This window comes from Bradyrhizobium sp. WCU1 (assembly GCF_053474805.1).
In genome coordinates this window covers 65,628-83,884 of record NZ_JBQPHM010000001.1, presented here as the reverse complement: position 1 = coordinate 83,884, position 18,257 = coordinate 65,628, and the positions used below count along the sequence as shown (strand labels likewise).

Sequence of the window (18,257 nt, the reverse complement as noted above, 5' to 3'; positions counted from 1 at the left end):
CTGAGACCGCGCAGCAGCAGACGGCGTGGAGACGCCGATCAGATCGCGATTCGAGGGGGATGATCCGGAGGGGAACCGATGAGGCCGTCCGCAATCAAGTCGTCGAGAGGGAAAAGCAGTCGGCTGGTTTGAAAGGAAACTTGGACACCGTCCGTTGGGGATGGTTCGGCCTGCGCGATGGTCAGCATGCACATCGCGACAAGCGGACAATCCCGGCAGTTATTGCTTTTTTGGCCGTCCGGACAGCAAGGCATAGCGTCCGACATCGCGGCCATATCGGTCATCTCAGCGGCAGCCAGACGCTTTGCCGCCGCCGGCGTGACCAGCGGCGCAAAGACGAGCCCTACGATCACGAAGATCGCAAGCATACGACCGATGAGTCGGCGAAGATTCATTGCCTACCATCCCACGGGATAGGGAACTTGGGAAGGACTATCCCTTCACATCTTCGCCAGAGGCGTTTCCAGGCCAAATGAGAGTTATCGGTTAACCAAGAAGCGCTTCAACTCGCGATTTCGGAGCCGATAAACTGCATGAATGACCGCCGGCCGGTGGCCCCGAAAAGGACCACGTCGTACTTCCGGGGGGGGGGCCGCCCTCCATTCCCGGCGATCCCGCCGGCATGCCTGGAACCGCAAGTCCGATGGCGGTTGGCCGTTTCTCCAACAATTGTCGCAAGGCGAAAGCGGGTACATGGCCTTCGATGACGTACCCCCCGATTTCCGCAGTGTGGCACGCTGCAAGGTCGCCCGGCACGCCGAGGCGCTTCCGGACTGCCGGAAGCTGCGCCGTCTCCTGGACAGTGACGGTGAATCCAGCGTCCTTGAGGTGTTGCACCCAACCCGTGCAGCATCCGCAATTCGGATCCTTGTGAACGAGGATGGCTGGCGTCTGCGCCGAGGCGGGATACCCCCGCGCAACCAATCCCGCTGCGAAGATCGCGAGCGCACTTCGCCGAGTCACTGTGCTTAATTTGTACATCTTCTGGACATCCCCTGACGTTCAGCAAGGATCATATCTAGGTCTTCGCGACCGCGGGCCCAAATCCGCGTGATCAGCGTCCCTTTCGCCCTCGGAAACAATCTGCCGGCCATCGGCCTCATGCCGCGAGCAGCTTGCTTTATTTGAGGCTGGCGGTGACCCTCTGCAAAGGATGGCCATTAACCAGTTGTTAACCATCGCAGATGCAAAAGACCATATTGCAGCAGGGAGATTCTTCATGAACGGTCTCGAAGTGATGAGCGCTGCGCACGATGCCATCATCACGGTTGTCGTGATTTCGGCACCCTTGTTGATCGTCGGTACCGTCGTTGGCGTCGCCGTCTCGCTGTTCCAGGCCCTTACGCAAATCCAAGAGCAGACGCTCATTCAAACCCCCAAGATCCTTGCGACATTCGTTACTTTTCTGATCGCGTTGCCCTTCATGGCTGAGACTTCGCATAACCAATTTTTGCGGATGGTCGCGCAAATCAGCATGCCCACCAATTGACTCTTTTGCGCGTGGCCATCCGAGCCGGTCTATGAGCATTCGTTTTCCTGGTGGCTCGGCAAGCTGCGTCTTCGAACGATGTAAGCCGCAAAGCATTCTTTCGCTGCCCTCGTCATCTGGTTGCGTTTGCTCCTCGCGCGCGGCGCAAGCCCCGTAGTGTCCGAACACTCCAGAGGCGCTGGGATTCGGAAATCTGCTACACTCGGTCCAACTGAACCGGCTGATTCGGCGATCGCATGGGCGAGACCACGATTATTCATCTGTCGAGACTGATCGCGCTGGAACGCAGGCTCGACAACGTTGCCAACAACGTCGCCAACGCTGACACGACCGGCTTTCGTGCGCGCCAGCTTTCCTTTCAGGAATATCTCTCGCCGGCGAAGGAGGGCGAAGCCGACGGAAAAAGGGAGCGCCCGGTCTCGTTGGTGAATGCCGGATTCCAGTATCCGGACGTCTCCGGGGGCGCCATTCAACTCACCGGAAATCCTCTCGACGTAGCCATCGTCGGAGACGGCTATTTTGCCGTCCAGACGCCGCAGGGAGAGCGCTACACGCGGGCCGGCGCGCTTACCACCGATGCCACCGGACGCTTGGTCACTATGGAAGGCCAGCCGATCCTTTCCCGGACTGGTCCGATCACGATCGCACCCGAAGAGCGCTCATTGACGATCGCCGCCGACGGCACCATCAGTTCCCGGCAACGGATTCTCGGCAGCCTTCGCCTCGTTCGGTTCGACGGCCCTCTTCAAGCGGTGGGGTCTAACCTATTTCAGAGCCAGACTCCTGCCCTCGATATTCCGACGGGGTCCGTGAAACTGTCGGTCGGCGCTTTGGAGAAATCCAATGTCCAGAACGTCCAGGAGATGAGCCGATTGAGCGAGGTGACCAGGTCCTACGAACAGGTAGGTGGGCTCCTCAAGAATTCGCAGAGCGTCGACGATCTGAACAAGCTAGGAACCGTCCCCGACTGAATCGTCCGCGATATCAGGTTTCTGGATCTCCGGTGAGAAGCGCGATGGCCTCCTGAAGCAAAAGCGAGGGCGGTTGTGTCCGGACCGTTGTCAGCGCGGCTGACGAAGTTCGCCGGCGAGCCAACCCACGGCGTCGGTCTTCATCCTCTTGCGCGCCGTCTCGTCGACGAGATCGACGATTACCGACGGGAACGCGCAACCGGGCCGAAACCGAAATAGTCTTTGTTCGGGGGCGTCTCTAGCGGCCCCTGTTGCTCCCTCCCGAGGGCTGTGGGCCCCAGGAGCCCCCGGTTTCGCAAAGCGTCCGGGATTTGCCGGGCGCACCCTCGCCTGCATCGGAAAGCCTCCCACCGAGGTCGCGGCGGGCCCACAGGCGTATCGGTCGCGCCTTTGCCCGAGTTAGTCGGGTGCAGTGACGTCGTCGCGGGCCGCGGGCTGGCCGCTTAAGGTCGGATCGAAGCGCGCGCGTCCGAATCCCGCCGGCATTGCCAAGGACAGAGTGTCGTAGCTTGCGGTCGGCAAGAGTCAGCAGCCTGAAACATTGCCGGTGGCGTCTTGCGCGGTCGACATGATCGGCCTGATCAGCCGAGCAATCGCCAGGATTCCCTTGATGCCGTTTCCAAAGCGGGCAATGGCGTCGCGGTGGTCCCGCAACTCGCTGTATGGCAGATAACGAAGGTTGAGTTCGGCGACCCGTGAGAACGCCGGCCTGGCAAACTGCGCTCTAACTTCGCCCTCGCGGTCGTCCGGAGCCACGAGGAAGAAGTTGCGCGCTGCGGCACCATCGATGCCCAGCGCAAGGTCGAGCATCCGGACGATGCCGGAATAGATGCTGGTGGTGTGTTCGACTTCGAACGCGGCAGCCACATCGCCGCCTTGTTCGATCCAGAGCACGTGGATGAGACGAATAGCGTCCGCAGCGCCGGCCTCGGCCAAGGCCGCGGGCAAGCGGTCGAGACAGCCGTTCGCCAGCCGCCCGTCCTTGTAGGACCGCGCTCCGTCGTTCGAGGCTATCCACACCTGGAATCCAAGGGCTAAACCCAGGTCCCGCAGCCACCCTTGGATCTCGGTATGGGTATGGTCCGCCTCACGGGCTGCTGCCACCGCTTTCGAAGACGCTGCGGATTCCGCGCGGACCTGATCGAGATCGGACCTCCAGCGATCGAGGGAGCCGTCTTCTTGACGTTCCGGAAGCGGATAGCGTCCGGTGCCGACCTCGAACAGGAACGCCGCCGCGGCTCCGAGATCGTTGGAAAGCAAATTCCGATACTGCGAGTTCAGCGCCAGGACTCCTCGGCGCATGGCGAGATACTGCTCCCAACGGCCCAATTTCACGTCCGCTCCCGTCAGGGCATTGTATCCTCTCACGATGGCGGTGTTGAACGGCGGCGCGATCGTCGGATGCAGGAAATACAGCAGATTTGCGGCTGCGGGACCGAGCCCCTTGATGGTCGCCCGGTCGAGCTTCTGGATCGCTTCGATCACGTGTTCCTCGGTATTGCAGCAAAGACAGGTATCGAGGAAATTCCCGAAGGCCACCTGGTTAGGCCGATTTTCGTAGATGTCCGGGATACGGAGCTTCGGTTTCCACATGAATGCATGGTCGGCGCCCTTGAAGACCTGCCGCTGCTCGGCGATCGAATCCAGCACCGTTTCGAGCGATGAGCCGCGATAGGCGTTTCCGAACGTGTCAGCCTTGATCTCGGCCATCACCTCCTGAAGTCCGCGCCTGATAGATCGGAAATTTTTTATCCGCGCGTCCCACAGAAACCACGTCCGGTACGTCCCCGCCTCGTCATTCCTCCAATGCCGTATAAGATCTCCGACCCAAGCCTGCTCCATTCGCTAAACCACCCGTTCTAACTTCGGCGGCAGGCCATTCGGCCTCGCGCCCGGTACCCGAACTCTCGTTCAAGCTCAACCAATATACCGGACTTATCCCTTTCCGCACAGCTAAGACGACACTTCGGGCTTGTCCTTCCGGTCTACAAACCGGACGCCGATCCGCTTCTCCTTCCGCCAGACCACCCGGCATCGGCGGCCGCCGCCTTCGAGCTCAAGAACAACGGAATCTGGAATTCCGATCGGCGACGCCACCTCGAGCGAGGCACCACTGTCCGAAAGGTTCCGGACGGTACAGCTAATGGCCCCTCCCCCGAAGGAAATCGTCGCGGCCTTCAGGACTTTGTGACGCGGCGCAGACCTGTTGTCGTCTTCCATCCACATCCTCCACCTGTCTTCGGCCGACGATAGGCCGCTGTCGGCTCAGTGTTTGTGTTCACCCTTTTGCTCGGTTGGCATCGACATCCCGGCCCCGGGCTTCTTGCCATTGTTTTCCGGCTTCTTGCCGTCCCCCTTGTCCATGGAACTCCATCTCTTCGTCCGGAGGCGCCCTCGCGACCATGTCCTTGTAGTGCTCGGCAGATAGGCCGGGCAGCTTGGTGACGAATGCGACGATGCTCCAGATGGTCGCATCGTCATGTCCGAGACCCCACGCCGGCATGCCGCTCATTTTCAATCCATGTTTCGTGACCCAGAAAACGGTCTTGGGATCGAAACGCTGTTCGGAAAGATTGGGCGGCTTCGGGTAGAGGCCGGGCCGAATTTCCGAATCCGATTGCTCGGGCGCAAGGTGGCAATTCACGCACATCGCCGCATACTGTCCCGCTCCCTTCAAAACGAGTTGCTCGTCCTGAAGGTCGGGTAGCTCGATCCGGCCGGCGCGTACCGCGATGGAGCGGTTGCGAACGGTCTCCATTACCCTTCGGGTGATTTCCCAATGCGGCGTGTCCGCGCCGACATCGTAGAAGCCGTAGCCCACGTAGAATAGAATTCCGCCAAATAGAGCCACCGCAGCGAGGACCGCAACACCCAACCGTCTCGTCATTTAGCATCCACCTTTTGGTCTGTTGAAGGTTCTCGCCGACGAACGTCAAGTACGGCGGTTCGTTTTGCGGATGACGGCGGCCGGTCCAGCGAACGCGACCAGTTCCGGTAGAAAGCGACGCACGTCATGAGCGCCAAGCCGCCCGCGCTGACCGCGACTTGAGCGGCCAACCCATCCGAATACATTTCAAGGATGAAGTGGCCGACGAACGACAGAAAGATACCGACGCAGAACACTTCGAGGGACCGCTGGCCGCAGACGATCAACGGCTGCAGCGCCGCGGATCGCAGCCCGCTCCAATCGGACGGAACCAGACGAACCACGATGACGGCCACCGCAAGGAAGTGCAGCACCCGGTAAGGCGCGAGGTTCGTCTTGTCGTTCGGGACGAACCATTCGAGCATGCCGGTCGGCAGAAACGCTGTCGTCTCGAAACGGTCAGCGAGCGTCACGACAGCGGCAAAGACGACGAAAGCGATGCTCGCTGCAAGGACGGCACGGGACCGCGCCAGTACCTGCATACGCGCGCGACCGCCCAGGGCCGCCCACGCACCCAGCGTGAACAGAAGCTGCCAGGTGAACGGATTGAAGTACCAGTCGCCGGAAGGATATGCCGAGAAATTCCAACCGAATAGACGTGCAGACAGGTAGACCGAGATCGAAGCCGCCAACGCCGCATTCGGCCACCGCATCATGACGATCAGCAGCGGCGGGAAACCGGCCATCAGAACGATGTAGAGAGGAAGGACATCCAGGTTCAGCGGCTTGAACTTCAGCATCAACCCTTGCGTAAGCGTGGCGACCGGCTGCTCGATGAGGCCGGCGACATTGAATTCGTCGAGAAGGTGCGAATGCCCGTAGCGCTGTGCCACGTAGCCGATCGCCGCGGCGTAGAAGACGAACAGCAGGACGTGGGCGACGTATAGCTGCCAAACGCGCCGCATCAGCAGAGCCGTTCCGGCGAGCATTCCTTGTGCGGATATCCTTCGAGCGTACACGAACGCCGCCGTGTACCCGGAGATGAAGACGAAGATGTCGGCGGCGTCGCTGAAACCGTAGTTTCTCGTCGTCAGCCAAGCGATCGAGTTGTTGGGGATATGGTCGAGAAATATCGCCCAGTTTGCCAGACCGCGAAACAGGTCGAGACGCAGATCCCGCCCTCGCGGCGAAACGGCCTTGGAAGCTGGCATCGAACTCTTGATATTGTCCGACGATGCTGGCTCCGACGAAGCCACTGTCGTCGACGGTTCGTCAGGCCGCGATATTCTGACCGGCTGCAAAGACGGCATCGATTAGCCTGCCATCGCCCGGCAACTTTCGGCACAACGCGTACATGCCGTCACGCAGTCGTCCATCCCGCCGACGCGCTCGCAGTCCTTGGCGCATTCGGTGCAGATCTCGGCGCACTCCTCGCAGACGTGCGCATGGTGAGGCGAATTGAGAAGCATGAAGTGCGCCGCAGTTCGGCATATCTCGGCACACGCCATCATCAGTCTGATGTGCTTCGGTTCGACGTGCTTCCCGCCGGACTCCAGGCAGTGGGTCATCGCCGTCCCGAGACACATCTGGTAGCAGCGCAGGCATTCGTCGATGCACGCCTGCATCTCCTTGCTCGTCTTCATCTCATTCTCTCCTTTGTTTTCCGTTGGCCTACTGGACGTTGAGGACAAGCATCAGGCCGCCGCCGCCGTGCTGCTCAACGTTGTTGTTGGCTGTGTGATGCGGGATGTGGCAGTGCACCAGCCATTTGCCCGACTTTCGTGCCGTCCAGACCACGTCGTAGCGCTGCCCGGGACCGACGTTGACTGTGTCCGCCTGGTATCGCGCGCTTTCCTTGAGGTTCACCCCGTCCACGGCTACGACTTCGAACGGTCCGCCGTGCACATGCATGGGATGCACGAAGTTGTTGTTCGTCCCGATGAAGCGAAGTTTGATGGTCTGTCCGACCTTCATGGCGACCGTGTCGGTCGAGGGGTATGCCTTGCCGTTGATCGTGAAGTAGTTCGGAAGCGCCCCTTCCATCAGCATCGCCGGATAGGTCAGCCATTCGCGCTTCAGCCACTCCTGTAGCTGGATCGCGTAATCGAGGTCGGCCTTCACCTCGGCCGAGGGGTCCTTCGGCGCGATCAGCAGCGCCCCGTAGAGCCCGAGCGCCTGCTGGCGGTCCGGATGATCGTGGCTGTGGTAGAAGTACGTGCCGCTCTGGCCCACGTCGAATTCGTAGGTGTAGGAGCCGCCCGGCGGCACCGGGTCTTGGGTGACGTTGGCCGGCCCGTCCATCTCATTCGGGACGATCAGTCCGTGCCAATGAACCGTGGTGCTTTCTGGAAGCGCATTACGGAAGTTGATGCGGACATGATCCCCCTCCGTCACCTGCAGCCGCGGTCCCGGGACCTGACGATTGTACGCGTAGGCCTCGACCGCCACGTCCGGAAGGATGTTCCATCGGATGATCTCGGCCTTGATGTCGAAGACCTTGACCCCGTTCTCGATGCGCGGCGCAAGGACCTTGTCGCCCCTCGCGTCGGGCGCCGCCACGTAAGCGACTTGACGCGGCTTCACGGCGGCCATGTCCTTCATAGCCTCGCCGGGCAGATCGAAGGTGTTGATCATCCCCGGCGGCATGATGGAGCCGTCGACGTCGCGGGCGCTGAGACCGAGGTTGACGGAAAACCCCGGTATCACCATTCCGGAGATCAGAAGGAACGACGTCACGCCGGCGAGCGCCGCCAACTGTGGAGTCGTCGCGTCGCCGCCCATCTGATGGCCCCCGCCAGGGGACGCTTCGCGGTCGCCCGACTTTTTTGCTTTCTGTTGTCCCCCATGTCCCTCCATGTGGCTCATCTGCTCATCCGACATTTGACCCGTCTCGGACTTCATTCCGGACATGTCGCGTTGTTGGCCGGCTGCCTCCGGCCGTTCGGTCATCAGGCCGTGCTTGACCTTCTTCTTCACCATCCAGACGTTGAACGGATAGGCCGTCGTGAATCCGACCATGACACCGAGAGACATCACGCCCCAGAAGACGAATTCGAGCGGATCCATGGCGCGCATGTCGCGGCCCATCATCAGCAGGCTCATCGTCGGCGCCATTCCCGCCATCATCGCGTTCATGCTGATGAATTCCGGCATGAAGCTCTTGCGGACATTTTCCCAATAGGTGCCGCCCATCATCTTCTTCATGAAGAGGGACTGGAAAATGAACAGACCGAACGAGAAACCGGCAATGTATTCGACGATAAGGTCGATCCACATCGGGAGGCCCAGCAGTGCCGTCACGGTCGCCGCCAGAATGATGCCGGTGGCATCCCCCGCAACGCAGTGAATAGTGCTCCCGACGCCCTGCTTCCAGAGGGGCGATGTGAAGTGCTCATGCTCCCCTGGACGGGGCTCCTTGTCCGCGAGCACGTAGAGCAGCAATCCGAACGGGCCCATGTAGAGGGTGACCAGGATGAAACCCCACTTCATCACCGTCGGCTCGGGATTGCCGTTGAACTGGTCGAACGCGACGTAGGCCGTAGAGCCCGCCGCGAGGACGAACCATGCGATCAGAAAATAATCGTAGGGAAGTGCGATCATGGAGTCCTCGCGGTCAGGTGTTCAGGCTGTTCAGCCGCCGTGCTTGCCGATCCAGTCCTTGAGCATGGTCTGCTCTTTGGTCTGATCCTTGACCGTCTTCTCGGCCATTTCGCGGATCATCGGGTCTTTAGTCTCCTTCAGCACCGTCTGCGACATCTCGATCGCGCCCTGATGGTGAGCGACCATCATCTTCGCCCACGCCTTCGTAGGGTCGGGATCCATTCCCTTCTTCATGTCGGCATTCATTTTTTCCATGGACTTTGTGTAGGCCGGACCGGCGTCGTCGGCGTACGAAGGCATCGATAGCGCAAACAGCACCGCGACAGACGCGGCCGAAATCTTCAGGATGTTTCGTGACATCTCATTCTCCATTGTTTGAAAACACATTCGCAAACGGCCGGCACAAATTGTTGTTCCGCGGATGTGGCGACGACATTTCCGGCTTTGGCGACGAGCGTTTGCACAAGCGCGAGCACGCGTTGTCGACAGGACCTCGCCGGACTGAGCATCTTCCATAAGAGTGAATTCATGGCCGACGTGCGCGGCAGACCTCCTGCAATTTCAGGCAACGGCATGTCGCCGCGGCGGGCGGAAAAGCACTTTCCGGACAGCCTGGGTATTTGCTAAGCCTGTCGTGCTGCGGCGGCGATGCGAGCTGGGTCGAACCGATCATCGGTACCTCCACGTCGCAGCGAGCAGTCGCTCTTCCCACAATGCGCTGGAGGTAGCGAAGACATTGTAGCCGACCCACGGATGCCTCTTGATCGAATCCAGCCGCTTGATTCCGTCGAGACGGTTGAACCGGCACGCCCTGGGATCGAACACAAATACTCTGAGCGACATCTCTTCGAGGAGGTGACGCGTGATGCCATGCGTCGTGTCGGATCCGTGCTCCTCACAGATGACCACGCAATCGCGGTGCATCAGCCGTTCCGCGCCGGTCAGCGCTTCGATTTCCACGCCTTCCACATCGAGCTTGACCACCACCGGAAGCGATGCATCGACGAGCCCGCCCGCAACCAGGCTGTCCAGCGAAACGACAGTTACGGCGTCCGGCTCGTTTTCGGTCAGCCTGAGGGTCTCCAAGGCTTCATGCCTTGCGCCCGTGATCCTCACAAAACCGGCCGCCTGTCCACCGACCGCGGCGTTGAGCCATCGGAAACGGTCGCCGTTCAGGAGCGCGTTCGCGCCAAGCCGTTTCGCGTTTTCCGGAGACGCTTCGATGGCGAGCGTGGGCTGCCTGCCGAAAGGCCGGCTGGACGCCAGCACGGACCAGTAACCGAAGTTCGCCCCGCAGTCGACGAAGGAGTACCTGAGGTCTGCCGCGCACCTTAAGAAGGCTTCGATCTCCTCTTCATAATCGTATCTCGGATTAAGCATTCTGCTCCAGTATCCGTCGCAGAACGGGATGGCGAAGTCGGCATCCTCGTTCAACCGGACGATGATGTCGCGATCGGCAACGACAGTCGCGACCGCCTTGCAACCGTGCCTGTAGCCGCGATGTCCGTAAGGTCGCGTGATGACGGATCCGGCCTGAAGGGCCAGCACCGCAACGCGGTCGATCACGCCGGCGCCGCTCAGCCTTCCGCTCTTGCGATCGAAAGCGAGCGGTCGTTCGGACGCAACTCCGTCAGCCTGGCGCAACGATGCCTCCATCCATTCCCTCCAAGGTCCGCTTCTCGACCCGGTGCCGCCGGCTCACGCAGCGCGGCGGCACCGGCCGTTCCGGGGTTACTTGCCCTTCTGCATCTTCGTGATCGTGATGCCGGCGGTCGCCCGTTCGGCTTCGAACTGGACCTTGTCGCCGACCTTGACCTGCTTGAGCATCCCCGGGTCCTGCACCCGGAAGACCATGGTCATGCCGTCTTCGTCCATATCGAGATTCTTGATGGGGCCGTGCTTCAACGTGATCTTGCCGGCGGTCTCGTCGATCTTCTTCACCTCGCCGTTGACCATGGCGTTCTGGGCGAACGCCGCGGTCGAAATTGTTGCCAAAACGACGGCGAAAACTGCTGCTGCAAGTTTGTTCTTCATGATGTTTTCCTTGGTTTTGTCGGGATCACTTGACGACGATCGTACCGACCATGCCGGCTTCGCGATGACCCGGGATCAGGCACGAATATTCGAACTCTCCGGGCTTGCTGAACTTCCAGACGATCTCGTCGGTCTTCTTGGGGGCAAGCCGCTTGCCGTTCGGGTCGTCGTGCTCCATGTCGGGGTTCTTCTTCATGGCCTCCGCATGCTTGAGATTTTCGGCGGTCGTCGCCAGGATGAATTCATGGTCGAGTTCACCGTTGTTGCGGAGCATGAACTTGACCTGCTCGCCCGTCTTGATCTCCAGTTTTGCGGGCATGAACATCATCTTCCCGTCCATCTCGCCCATGGTCACCTGAACGATCCGGGCGGGCTTCTTGGCATCGCCGGGCTCGCCCGCGGAGAACGTCTCGTCGTGGCTGTGGCTATGTCCGGCCGGACCCTCGCCCGCCCAAACGGCGGTACCGCCTGCCAGCAGTAAACCCGCGATTGCCGAAGCGACGGCTTGATTGATGGTCTTCATTAGTCTTCTCCTGTCTGATGTTGAGTTCGAAAAGGCGTCCGGATCACATGCCCTTCATGCCTTTCATTCCTTTCATGCCCTTCATTTGCGTCGTCCCGCCTTCCTCCTTGCCGCCGTTCTGGCGGGGAGCCGCTGAGGCGGGCGCATCGACTTCGTATGCGACCGTGCCTTGCGGATTTTTGTAGGGACCCGGGTCCTTGTAATCGTCGCGGGCCATTCCTTCCCGGATCTTCATGACGGAGAACATGCCGCCCATTTCGATGGGGCCGAACTGGCCGGAGCCCGACATCATCATGAGCGTGTTGTCCGGCATCGGCATCTCCATCTCGCCCATGGCCATTCCTGTCGAACCCATCACCATCGCGTCCGGAGCAAGCTTGCCGACAGCCTTGGCGAGATCCTTCTTCGACACACCGATCATGTTGCGCATGTCGTGCCCCATCGAGTTCATGGTGTGGTGCGACTTGTGGCAGTGGAACGCCCAGTCGCCGGGATTGTCAGCGAGCACGTCGAAGGCGCGGACCGCTCCGACGGGAACGTCGGTCGTCGTCTCCGGCAACTGCGCGCTTTCTGGCACCCAGCCTCCGTCTGTGCAGGTCACCGCGAAGCTGTGCCCGTGGAGATGGATCGGATGGTTGGTCATCGTGAGATTTCCGATGCGCACGCGCACCTTGTCCCCGAGGCGGACGGGCAGCGGATCGATGCCGGGAAACACGCGGCTGTTCCAAGTCCACATGTTGAAGTCGGTCATCTCGTTGACCTTCGGCAGATAGGTGCCGGGATCGATGAGATACGTGCTCATGATGAAGACGAAGTCGCGGTCGACCGGCCGGAAGGTCTGGTCCCGGGGGTGGACAATGAACATGCCCATCATGCCCATCGCCATCTGCACCATCTCGTCCGAGTGCGGGTGGTACATGAACGTCCCGCTCGTCTTGATCTGGAATTCGTAGACGAAGGTCTTGCCGGGTTTGATGTGAGGCTGGTTGAGGCCGCCCACCCCGTCCATGCCGTTCGGTACGATCATGCCGTGCCAGTGCACGGTGGTATGCTCGGGCAGCTTGTTGGTGACGAAGATCCGGACCTTGTCGCCTTCGACCGCCTCGATGGTCGGACCGGGCGATTGCCCGTTGTATCCCCACAAGTAGGCCTTCATGCCCTCAGCGAACTCGCGCACGACCGGTTCGGCGACGAGATGGAATTCCTTCCAGTCCCCGTTCATCCGCCACGGCAGCGACCATCCGTTCAACGTCACGACCGGCCGATAGTCCGGACCGGACGTCGGATGCAGCGGCGGCTGCATTACCGCCTTTTCCATGGAGGGCGCTTCCGGAATGTTGGCCGCCTGCACCCGGCCGCTCACTGCGCTCGCGCTTATCAGCGCGGCCGTTCCGATGAATCCTCTACGCGATAGCATGATTGTCTCCTTAATGGCCGCCGCCCCCGCCGGCCTGGGCGGTGGTGGTCTGACGGGGTTGGTTCTGGGACTCTCCGGAGCCGCCGCCGTTGACGACCGTCTGAAGGTCGGACTGGGCGAACCAGAAGTCTCGCTTGGCCTCGATTCCGGCGCGCAGCGATGCGATGCGCTGGCGCGCCTCGGTCAGCAGCGCGAAAACGTCGATCTGCATGCTCGAGAAGCGTAGCTGCATCTCTTCGGTGATGATCTTGCGCAGCGGCAGCACTTCACGCTGGTACTGGCCGGCGATTTCGTAGGTCGACCTGTAGACGCGGTAGGCGTCCCTTGCCTCAGAACGTACGTTGATCGCCTTTTCGGTCAGGCGGTTGAACGACTTATTGTAGGTCTCGGCAGCCTGCCGGACCCGCACCTCGCCGCCGTCGAAGATCGGAATCTGGAACTGGATGTCGAAGCCGCGTTCGCGGAAGGGCGCACTTTCGGGATCGCGCGTCTTGCGGTCGATCCCCGCCACATCGAGGAGCGTCACGAACCGGCTCGCTTCCGTTAGATTGAGAGATTTCGCGAGGGCGTCGAGTTCGATCCGCGCGATCTGCAGGTCGATGCGGTGGCTGACCGCATCGACCTCGATCAACGGGAGCGCCGAGGGATGCCGGGGCAACGCCGGCAACGTGCCGGGAATCCGGAAGGCCAGGTCGCTTCCCCAAAGCCCCATCAGACGCGCGAGGCGTTCCCGCGAGCTCGCCGCCTCCTGGCGTATCGATCCGAGTTCGGCCGTGGTCTCGGCATAGAACACCTGCTCGCGCGCCTGGTCGAGCTTGTTGAGCGATCCGGTCTGGCCGAGTTTGAGGGCTAGTTGGGCCGTGGATTCCGCGGTGGATTTGGCGTCCGCGAGAAGTCCGATGAGTTCGTTGGCGGCGACCGCGCGGTAATAGGACCGTCTGACTTCCGCGGCGAGCCGCAGCGTCTCGAGGGCGGCCCGCAACTGCGCCTGCCGGAAACGTTGACGTGCGATTTCCGAGCGGAACGGCAGGGTGGCGAGCGCCAGAATGTCGCCGACGACCTGCCGTTCGATCTCGACGGCTCCGTTGCCCGATATTCGCGAAATCGAGAACGTGGGATTGGGCGGCAGGCTCTCCTGGACGAGGTCCGCTTCCGCCAGCGCCAGTTCGTTGTAGGCCGCCTGAAGGCCCCGGTTGCTGAGGAGCGCGACCTGGACCGCGGTTTCGACGTTCAGGGTCCGGCGCAGCAGCCGCTTGACCGCATCGTTCGCGACCACGACATCGTCGGCGGTCCGGATCGAGATCACGTCCTTCTTGATGGTGCCGCCGGCGATGTCGGCCACCGCCGTCATGCCGCCGTCCGGAGAGAACGTTGCGCAACCCGAGAGCAGCAGCGCGGCTGACAGCGACGATAACGCCGTTCTGGCCCCGGTGGCGCCCGTCGCGCGTCGCAGTCGGATGAAAAGTGTTTCTGTCATGGCGTCCTCCTACTGCTCGGATTTGGGCGTGGGAGTTACGCGCTGGTTCTGTTCTTTCCAGCCGGATGGCGCGGTCGGCCGCATGCTTGTGTAGGGCGCGATGCCGGAGCGGTAGCTGACGCCGGCGACCGGCACGTTCGGGTCGGCCGGATCCGCACCGACGAGCGGAACGGTCGGAATGCATCCCCCGAGCGACCACGTCGCGGCGGTCATCCCCACGATTGCCCGAAATCTATTGCCTAATATCCTCTTCACCACCGACCGGACGGCGGCGAGAATCGCCCCAAGCTGCGCAAACATTATCTTTTCCTGAACTGACGATGGACCACAGGCGCGCGAGCCCTCGACAGGCACGGCACCGCGTAGCTTCGATCAGGTCAGGAAATGGGGGGGCGATAGTGCCGGGGGGGAGCCTTGTCGGCGACGTTCAGGTAACCTTCGACTTCGCAAAGCGCCGTCGGAGCGGAAGGCGTCACGATGTCGACGACCTTCGCCGGAAGAGCGGTCACGCACATCAGCCCGCAGCACTCCCCGCCGGATTTATGCGGAGCTTTTTCGGGAGCCGACTTCGAATCCGATGCCACCGACATCGAATGGTCACCGCCGCCGGAATGTGCCGGCGCAGCGGCATGATCATGGATCTGGCCGTCGTCGTGCAAATGTTGCGGCTCGGAATGGACATGAACCATTCCGGGAACGTGGTTCTCGTCCGTCAGGCACGGCGCGGGCGCGTGGACGCCGGGCAGCGCGTAGGAGATCGTCGGCGCCAGTACGCAAAGCAGATAGGCTAGGGCTACCAGCCACCCTGCCCTTGTTCGCTTCGTTCTGGTCAACCGGACGACCATGCAGACATCAACGCCTTTTCGCACCAACACTCGGGAGCATAGCGGCGAAGATCGCGGCCGCCAAGATGGAACTTTTGGTGTCGCTCATCGGTCAGCCCGGCCGATGACCGCCATTAATTCGGCGATCTTCTTCCTCTGGTCTGTTTTGTCGCCGCTCGCGATGGCGTGTTCGACGCAGTGGGAGACGTGGTCCCTCAGGACTTCCTCCTCGACCCGTCGCAGCGCGGCACGGACCGCCGAAATCTGCGTGACGATATCGATGCAGTAGCGCTCCTCGTCCACCATTTTGGAGAGGCCGCGCACCTGGCCCTCGATCCGGCCGAGGCGTTTCTGACAGGATACCTTGATGTCTTTCCGCATGGGTCTTATATACCCCTACACGGTATGGGTTGCAAGTAGGCAAGGAGCTCGAAATGGCCAGCGAACAGAAGGCGATGTCCCGAGGCGGATGCGGATGCTCGTCAAAGGCGGTCGCCGCCGGTCCTGAAACGCCGGTCAAGAAGAGCGGGTGCTGCGGGGGCGGAGACGCGCACGACCATAATCATCACGCTGCGGGCAGAGCCGGCGTCGTAGACCCGGTCTGCGGCATGACCGTCGATCCCGCAACCAGCAAGCATCGCTTCGACTTCAGGGGCGTCACCTACCATTTCTGCTCGGCCGGCTGCCAAACTACGTTCGCCGCCGCTCCGGAGCGATACCTCGATAAGGCGAACGCAGCGCCGCAGCACGCCGACGTCCCGGAGGGCACGGTCTACACCTGCCCCATGCATCCGCAGATCCGTCAGATCAGACCCGGAAGCTGCCCGATCTGCGGGATGGCGCTGGAGCCCGAACTGGTCAGCCTCGACGACCAACCCAACCCCGAACTGGCCGACATGACCTGGCGCTTCTGGGTGGGGCTCGCGCTGGCGCTGCCGGTCATTGTACTCGAGATGGGCGGCCATCTGGTCGGCAGCCACGGCTGGATCGACCAAAACCCCTCGAACTGGATCCAACTCGTCTTCGCCACGCCGGTCGTTCTCTGGGCCGGATGGCCGTTCTTCGTGCGCGGCTGGCAGTCGCTGGTCACCCGAAACCTGAACATGTTCACCCTGATTGCGATGGGCGTGGGCGTCGCCTTTGCCTACAGCGTCGTCGCCACCGTAGCGCCGGGCATCTTCCCGTCCGCATTCCGAAGCCACGGCGGCGCGGTGGCGGTCTATTTCGAGGCCGCTGCGGTGATTACCGTTCTGGTCCTGCTCGGCCAGGTGCTGGAGCTTCGAGCCCGCGAGGCCACCTCCGGCGCGATCAAGGCCCTGCTGGATCTGGCGCCCAAGACCGCCCGCCTCGTCGACGAGAACGGGGCGGACCGAGAGGTCCCGATGGACGGCCTGAACGTCGGCGACAAGCTGCGGGTCCGGCCCGGGGAAAAGGTCCCGGTGGACGGCGTCATCATCGAAGGCCGCTCGTCCCTCGACGAGTCGCTGGTGACCGGCGAGTCCATGCCGGTCTCCAAGGAGAGCGGCGCCAAGGTGATCGCCGGCACCCTGAATCAATCGGGCGGGTTCGTGATGCGGGCCGAGAAGGTCGGCCGTGATACCCTTCTTTCCCAGATCGTGCAGATGGTGGCGCAGGCGCAGCGTTCCCGCGCTCCCATCCAGCGTCTCGCCGACCAGGTCGCCGGCTGGTTCGTGCCGGCCGTGATTGCGGCGGCTCTCGTCGCCTTCGGCGCCTGGGCGCTGTTCGGCCCGGAGCCGCGGCTCGCGTTCGGACTGGTTGCGGCCGTGAGCGTCCTGATCATTGCCTGCCCTTGCGCCCTCGGACTTGCGACGCCGATGTCGATCATGGTCGGCGTCGGACGCGGAGCCCAGGCCGGCGTCCTGATCAAGAATGCGGAAGCGCTCGAACGGATGGAAAAAGTCGATACGCTGGTCGTCGACAAGACGGGAACGCTGACCGAAGGCAAGCCGAAGGTGGTCGACATCATCCCTGCGCAGGGATTCGACGAAGCGGAAATTCTGAAGCTTGCGGCGAGCGTCGAACGGTCCAGCGAACATCCGCTCGCCGACGCGATTGTCCGGGCGGCGAAAGAACGGAATCTGGCTCTCGCCGATGTCCAGGAGTTCGATTCCCCGACCGGCAAGGGAGTTACGGGTAAGGTCGGCGGCAGGTCGGTCCTGCTCGGCAACTCCAATTTTCTGAAATCCGCGGGCATTAAAACGCAACTGTTGGAGACGCAGGCGGAAAAGCTGCGAGGCGACGGCGCGACGGTCATCAACGTCGCGGTCGACGGCAGACTCGCCGGCATTCTGGCAATCGCCGACCCGGTCAAGGCGTCGACGCCGGATGCACTGAAGTTGCTGGCCGCCGAAGGCATCAAGGTCATCATGCTGACCGGCGATAACCGTACGACGGCAAGCGCGATCGCGCGGCGGCTCGGCATTCCAGACGTCGAGGCGGAGGTGCTTCCGGATCAGAAGAGCGCCGTCGTCAGCAAGCTCCAGCAGGAAGGCCGCGTCGTCGCGATGGCGGGGGATGGCGTCAACGACGCCCCTGCCCTCGCGGCGGCGGACGTGGGAATCGCCATGGGTACCGGAACGGATGTCGCGATGGAGAGCGCCGGCGTCACCCTGCTGAAGGGCGACTTAGGCGGCATCGTCCGCGCCCGGCGTCTTTCTCAGGCGACGATGAGCAACATCCGGCAGAACCTGTTCTTTGCTTTCATCTATAACGCGGCGGGAATTCCGATCGCGGCGGGCATCCTGTATCCGACGTTCGGATTGCTGCTCTCCCCGGTCATTGCCGCTGCCGCAATGGCGCTCTCGTCCGTGAGCGTTGTCGGCAACGCGCTGCGGCTGCGAGCGGTTCGGATATAGCTGAAAGAGTGCTGAATTGCCCCGCAGTGCGGGGAGCGCGATGACGCTGCATTCTCCTTTCCGACCTCATTGTCGGGGCCGGTCCGTACGAAGCGAAATATCTCGGACCTGGCCCAGACGGCTGTGCCAATTTCGCAATCCAGGGCGCGTCGGGGCAGAGGAACACCCGTGACGGGTCTT

At 61.9% G+C, this 18,257-nt stretch carries 19 protein-coding genes and 1 pseudogene; 3 read left to right on the top strand and 17 right to left on the bottom strand.

Annotated features, from left to right (window positions below; translation table 11 throughout):
• Positions 1 to 38: 38 nt before the first annotated feature.
• Complete coding sequence (locus ACTUWL_RS35740) at positions 39 to 395, bottom strand: hypothetical protein (protein WP_021078704.1); 357 nt, start codon at positions 393 to 395, stop codon at positions 39 to 41.
• Between the two features lie 107 nt (positions 396 to 502).
• Positions 503 to 981, bottom strand: a pseudogene (locus ACTUWL_RS35735) (DUF411 domain-containing protein).
• 238 nt (positions 982 to 1,219) lie between these two features.
• Between ACTUWL_RS35735 and ACTUWL_RS35730 the strand changes: the two are divergent.
• Positions 1,220 to 1,489 carry a flagellar biosynthetic protein FliQ gene (locus ACTUWL_RS35730; protein ID WP_021078703.1) on the top strand — a complete coding sequence of 90 codons (270 nt, stop codon included), beginning with the start codon at positions 1,220 to 1,222 and terminating at the stop codon, positions 1,487 to 1,489.
• Positions 1,490 to 1,725: 236 nt separating this feature from the next.
• Positions 1,726 to 2,460, top strand: coding sequence for a flagellar basal-body rod protein FlgF (flgF, locus tag ACTUWL_RS35725; protein ID WP_021078702.1), 735 nt, complete (start codon positions 1,726 to 1,728; stop codon positions 2,458 to 2,460).
• 525 nt (positions 2,461 to 2,985) lie between these two features.
• On the opposite strand, the gene ACTUWL_RS35720 is transcribed toward flgF, so the two are convergent.
• From ACTUWL_RS35720 to ACTUWL_RS35650, 15 genes are all read right to left on the bottom strand, one after another.
• Positions 2,986 to 4,302 (bottom strand): type II restriction endonuclease, encoded by a 1,317-nt coding sequence (locus ACTUWL_RS35720; RefSeq protein WP_106940469.1) that lies wholly within the window; start codon positions 4,300 to 4,302, stop codon positions 2,986 to 2,988.
• Positions 4,303 to 4,413: 111 nt separating this feature from the next.
• Positions 4,414 to 4,680 (bottom strand): PilZ domain-containing protein, encoded by a 267-nt coding sequence (locus ACTUWL_RS35715; RefSeq protein ID WP_021078699.1) that lies wholly within the window; start codon positions 4,678 to 4,680, stop codon positions 4,414 to 4,416.
• Positions 4,681 to 4,738: 58 nt separating this feature from the next.
• Positions 4,739 to 5,347, bottom strand: coding sequence for a c-type cytochrome (locus ACTUWL_RS35710; RefSeq protein ID WP_021078698.1), 609 nt, complete (start codon positions 5,345 to 5,347; stop codon positions 4,739 to 4,741).
• Positions 5,344 to 6,537: an OpgC family protein gene (locus tag ACTUWL_RS35705; RefSeq protein WP_106940470.1), complete on the bottom strand. Its 1,194-nt coding sequence runs from the start codon at positions 6,535 to 6,537 to the stop codon at positions 5,344 to 5,346. The genes ACTUWL_RS35710 and ACTUWL_RS35705 overlap by 4 nt, the downstream gene beginning before the upstream one ends.
• 102 nt (positions 6,538 to 6,639) lie before the next feature.
• Complete coding sequence (locus ACTUWL_RS35700; RefSeq protein WP_021078696.1) at positions 6,640 to 6,969, bottom strand: four-helix bundle copper-binding protein; 330 nt, start codon at positions 6,967 to 6,969, stop codon at positions 6,640 to 6,642.
• A gap of 28 nt (positions 6,970 to 6,997) precedes the next feature.
• Positions 6,998 to 8,926, bottom strand: coding sequence for a DUF4396 domain-containing protein (locus ACTUWL_RS35695; RefSeq protein ID WP_021078695.1), 1,929 nt, complete (start codon positions 8,924 to 8,926; stop codon positions 6,998 to 7,000).
• A gap of 30 nt (positions 8,927 to 8,956) precedes the next feature.
• Complete coding sequence (locus ACTUWL_RS35690) at positions 8,957 to 9,298, bottom strand: DUF305 domain-containing protein (RefSeq protein ID WP_035651170.1); 342 nt, start codon at positions 9,296 to 9,298, stop codon at positions 8,957 to 8,959.
• Between the two features lie 297 nt (positions 9,299 to 9,595).
• Entirely contained in the window at positions 9,596 to 10,582 is a 987-nt protein-coding gene (locus tag ACTUWL_RS35685) for an FkbM family methyltransferase (protein ID WP_021078693.1), read from the bottom strand.
• Between the two features lie 75 nt (positions 10,583 to 10,657).
• A complete protein-coding gene (locus ACTUWL_RS35680; protein ID WP_021078692.1) occupies positions 10,658 to 10,960 on the bottom strand; it encodes a copper-binding protein in 303 nt (100 codons plus the stop codon).
• A gap of 25 nt (positions 10,961 to 10,985) precedes the next feature.
• Positions 10,986 to 11,483, bottom strand: a complete 498-nt coding sequence (locus ACTUWL_RS35675) for a cupredoxin domain-containing protein (protein ID WP_021078691.1) — start codon at positions 11,481 to 11,483, stop codon at positions 10,986 to 10,988.
• A gap of 43 nt (positions 11,484 to 11,526) precedes the next feature.
• On the bottom strand, positions 11,527 to 12,900 hold the full coding sequence (locus ACTUWL_RS35670) for a multicopper oxidase family protein (RefSeq protein WP_021078690.1): 1,374 nt from the start codon (positions 12,898 to 12,900) through the stop codon (positions 11,527 to 11,529).
• 10 nt (positions 12,901 to 12,910) lie between these two features.
• A complete protein-coding gene (locus ACTUWL_RS35665) occupies positions 12,911 to 14,377 on the bottom strand; it encodes a TolC family protein (RefSeq protein WP_021078689.1) in 1,467 nt (488 codons plus the stop codon).
• A gap of 9 nt (positions 14,378 to 14,386) precedes the next feature.
• Positions 14,387 to 14,677, bottom strand: coding sequence for a hypothetical protein (locus tag ACTUWL_RS35660; protein WP_021078688.1), 291 nt, complete (start codon positions 14,675 to 14,677; stop codon positions 14,387 to 14,389).
• Between the two features lie 77 nt (positions 14,678 to 14,754).
• Complete coding sequence (locus ACTUWL_RS35655) at positions 14,755 to 15,222, bottom strand: hypothetical protein (protein WP_021078687.1); 468 nt, start codon at positions 15,220 to 15,222, stop codon at positions 14,755 to 14,757.
• An 84-nt stretch (positions 15,223 to 15,306) separates the two neighbouring features.
• Positions 15,307 to 15,582 (bottom strand): metal-sensitive transcriptional regulator, encoded by a 276-nt coding sequence (locus tag ACTUWL_RS35650; protein ID WP_021078686.1) that lies wholly within the window; start codon positions 15,580 to 15,582, stop codon positions 15,307 to 15,309.
• Between the two features lie 53 nt (positions 15,583 to 15,635).
• Here ACTUWL_RS35650 and ACTUWL_RS35645 point away from each other — a divergent pair, with 53 nt between their 5' ends.
• The gene (locus ACTUWL_RS35645; RefSeq protein WP_021078685.1) at positions 15,636 to 18,077 is read left to right on the top strand and encodes a heavy metal translocating P-type ATPase; all 2,442 of its coding nucleotides are present in this window, start codon (positions 15,636 to 15,638) and stop codon (positions 18,075 to 18,077) included.
• The last annotated feature ends 180 nt before the right edge of the window (positions 18,078 to 18,257 follow it).

Coding starts and splice junctions, on each gene's coding strand:
- ACTUWL_RS35720 (WP_106940469.1), bottom strand. CDS start 4,302: ATGGAGCAGGCTTGGGTCGGAGATCTTATACGGCATTGGAGGAATGAC.
- ACTUWL_RS35645 (WP_021078685.1), top strand. CDS start 15,636: ATGGCCAGCGAACAGAAGGCGATGTCCCGAGGCGGATGCGGATGCTCG.
- ACTUWL_RS35700 (WP_021078696.1), bottom strand. CDS start 6,969: ATGAAGACGAGCAAGGAGATGCAGGCGTGCATCGACGAATGCCTGCGC.
- ACTUWL_RS35655 (WP_021078687.1), bottom strand. CDS start 15,222: ATGGTCGTCCGGTTGACCAGAACGAAGCGAACAAGGGCAGGGTGGCTG.
- ACTUWL_RS35730 (WP_021078703.1), top strand. CDS start 1,220: ATGAACGGTCTCGAAGTGATGAGCGCTGCGCACGATGCCATCATCACG.
- ACTUWL_RS35650 (WP_021078686.1), bottom strand. CDS start 15,582: ATGCGGAAAGACATCAAGGTATCCTGTCAGAAACGCCTCGGCCGGATC.
- ACTUWL_RS35740 (WP_021078704.1), bottom strand. CDS start 395: ATGAATCTTCGCCGACTCATCGGTCGTATGCTTGCGATCTTCGTGATC.
- ACTUWL_RS35710 (WP_021078698.1), bottom strand. CDS start 5,347: ATGACGAGACGGTTGGGTGTTGCGGTCCTCGCTGCGGTGGCTCTATTT.
- ACTUWL_RS35660 (WP_021078688.1), bottom strand. CDS start 14,677: ATGTTTGCGCAGCTTGGGGCGATTCTCGCCGCCGTCCGGTCGGTGGTG.
- flgF (WP_021078702.1), top strand. CDS start 1,726: ATGGGCGAGACCACGATTATTCATCTGTCGAGACTGATCGCGCTGGAA.
- ACTUWL_RS35690 (WP_035651170.1), bottom strand. CDS start 9,298: ATGGAGAATGAGATGTCACGAAACATCCTGAAGATTTCGGCCGCGTCT.
- ACTUWL_RS35695 (WP_021078695.1), bottom strand. CDS start 8,926: ATGATCGCACTTCCCTACGATTATTTTCTGATCGCATGGTTCGTCCTC.
- ACTUWL_RS35665 (WP_021078689.1), bottom strand. CDS start 14,377: ATGACAGAAACACTTTTCATCCGACTGCGACGCGCGACGGGCGCCACC.
- ACTUWL_RS35705 (WP_106940470.1), bottom strand. CDS start 6,537: ATGCCAGCTTCCAAGGCCGTTTCGCCGCGAGGGCGGGATCTGCGTCTC.
- ACTUWL_RS35685 (WP_021078693.1), bottom strand. CDS start 10,582: ATGGAGGCATCGTTGCGCCAGGCTGACGGAGTTGCGTCCGAACGACCG.
- ACTUWL_RS35675 (WP_021078691.1), bottom strand. CDS start 11,483: ATGAAGACCATCAATCAAGCCGTCGCTTCGGCAATCGCGGGTTTACTG.
- ACTUWL_RS35680 (WP_021078692.1), bottom strand. CDS start 10,960: ATGAAGAACAAACTTGCAGCAGCAGTTTTCGCCGTCGTTTTGGCAACA.
- ACTUWL_RS35715 (WP_021078699.1), bottom strand. CDS start 4,680: ATGGAAGACGACAACAGGTCTGCGCCGCGTCACAAAGTCCTGAAGGCC.
- ACTUWL_RS35670 (WP_021078690.1), bottom strand. CDS start 12,900: ATGCTATCGCGTAGAGGATTCATCGGAACGGCCGCGCTGATAAGCGCG.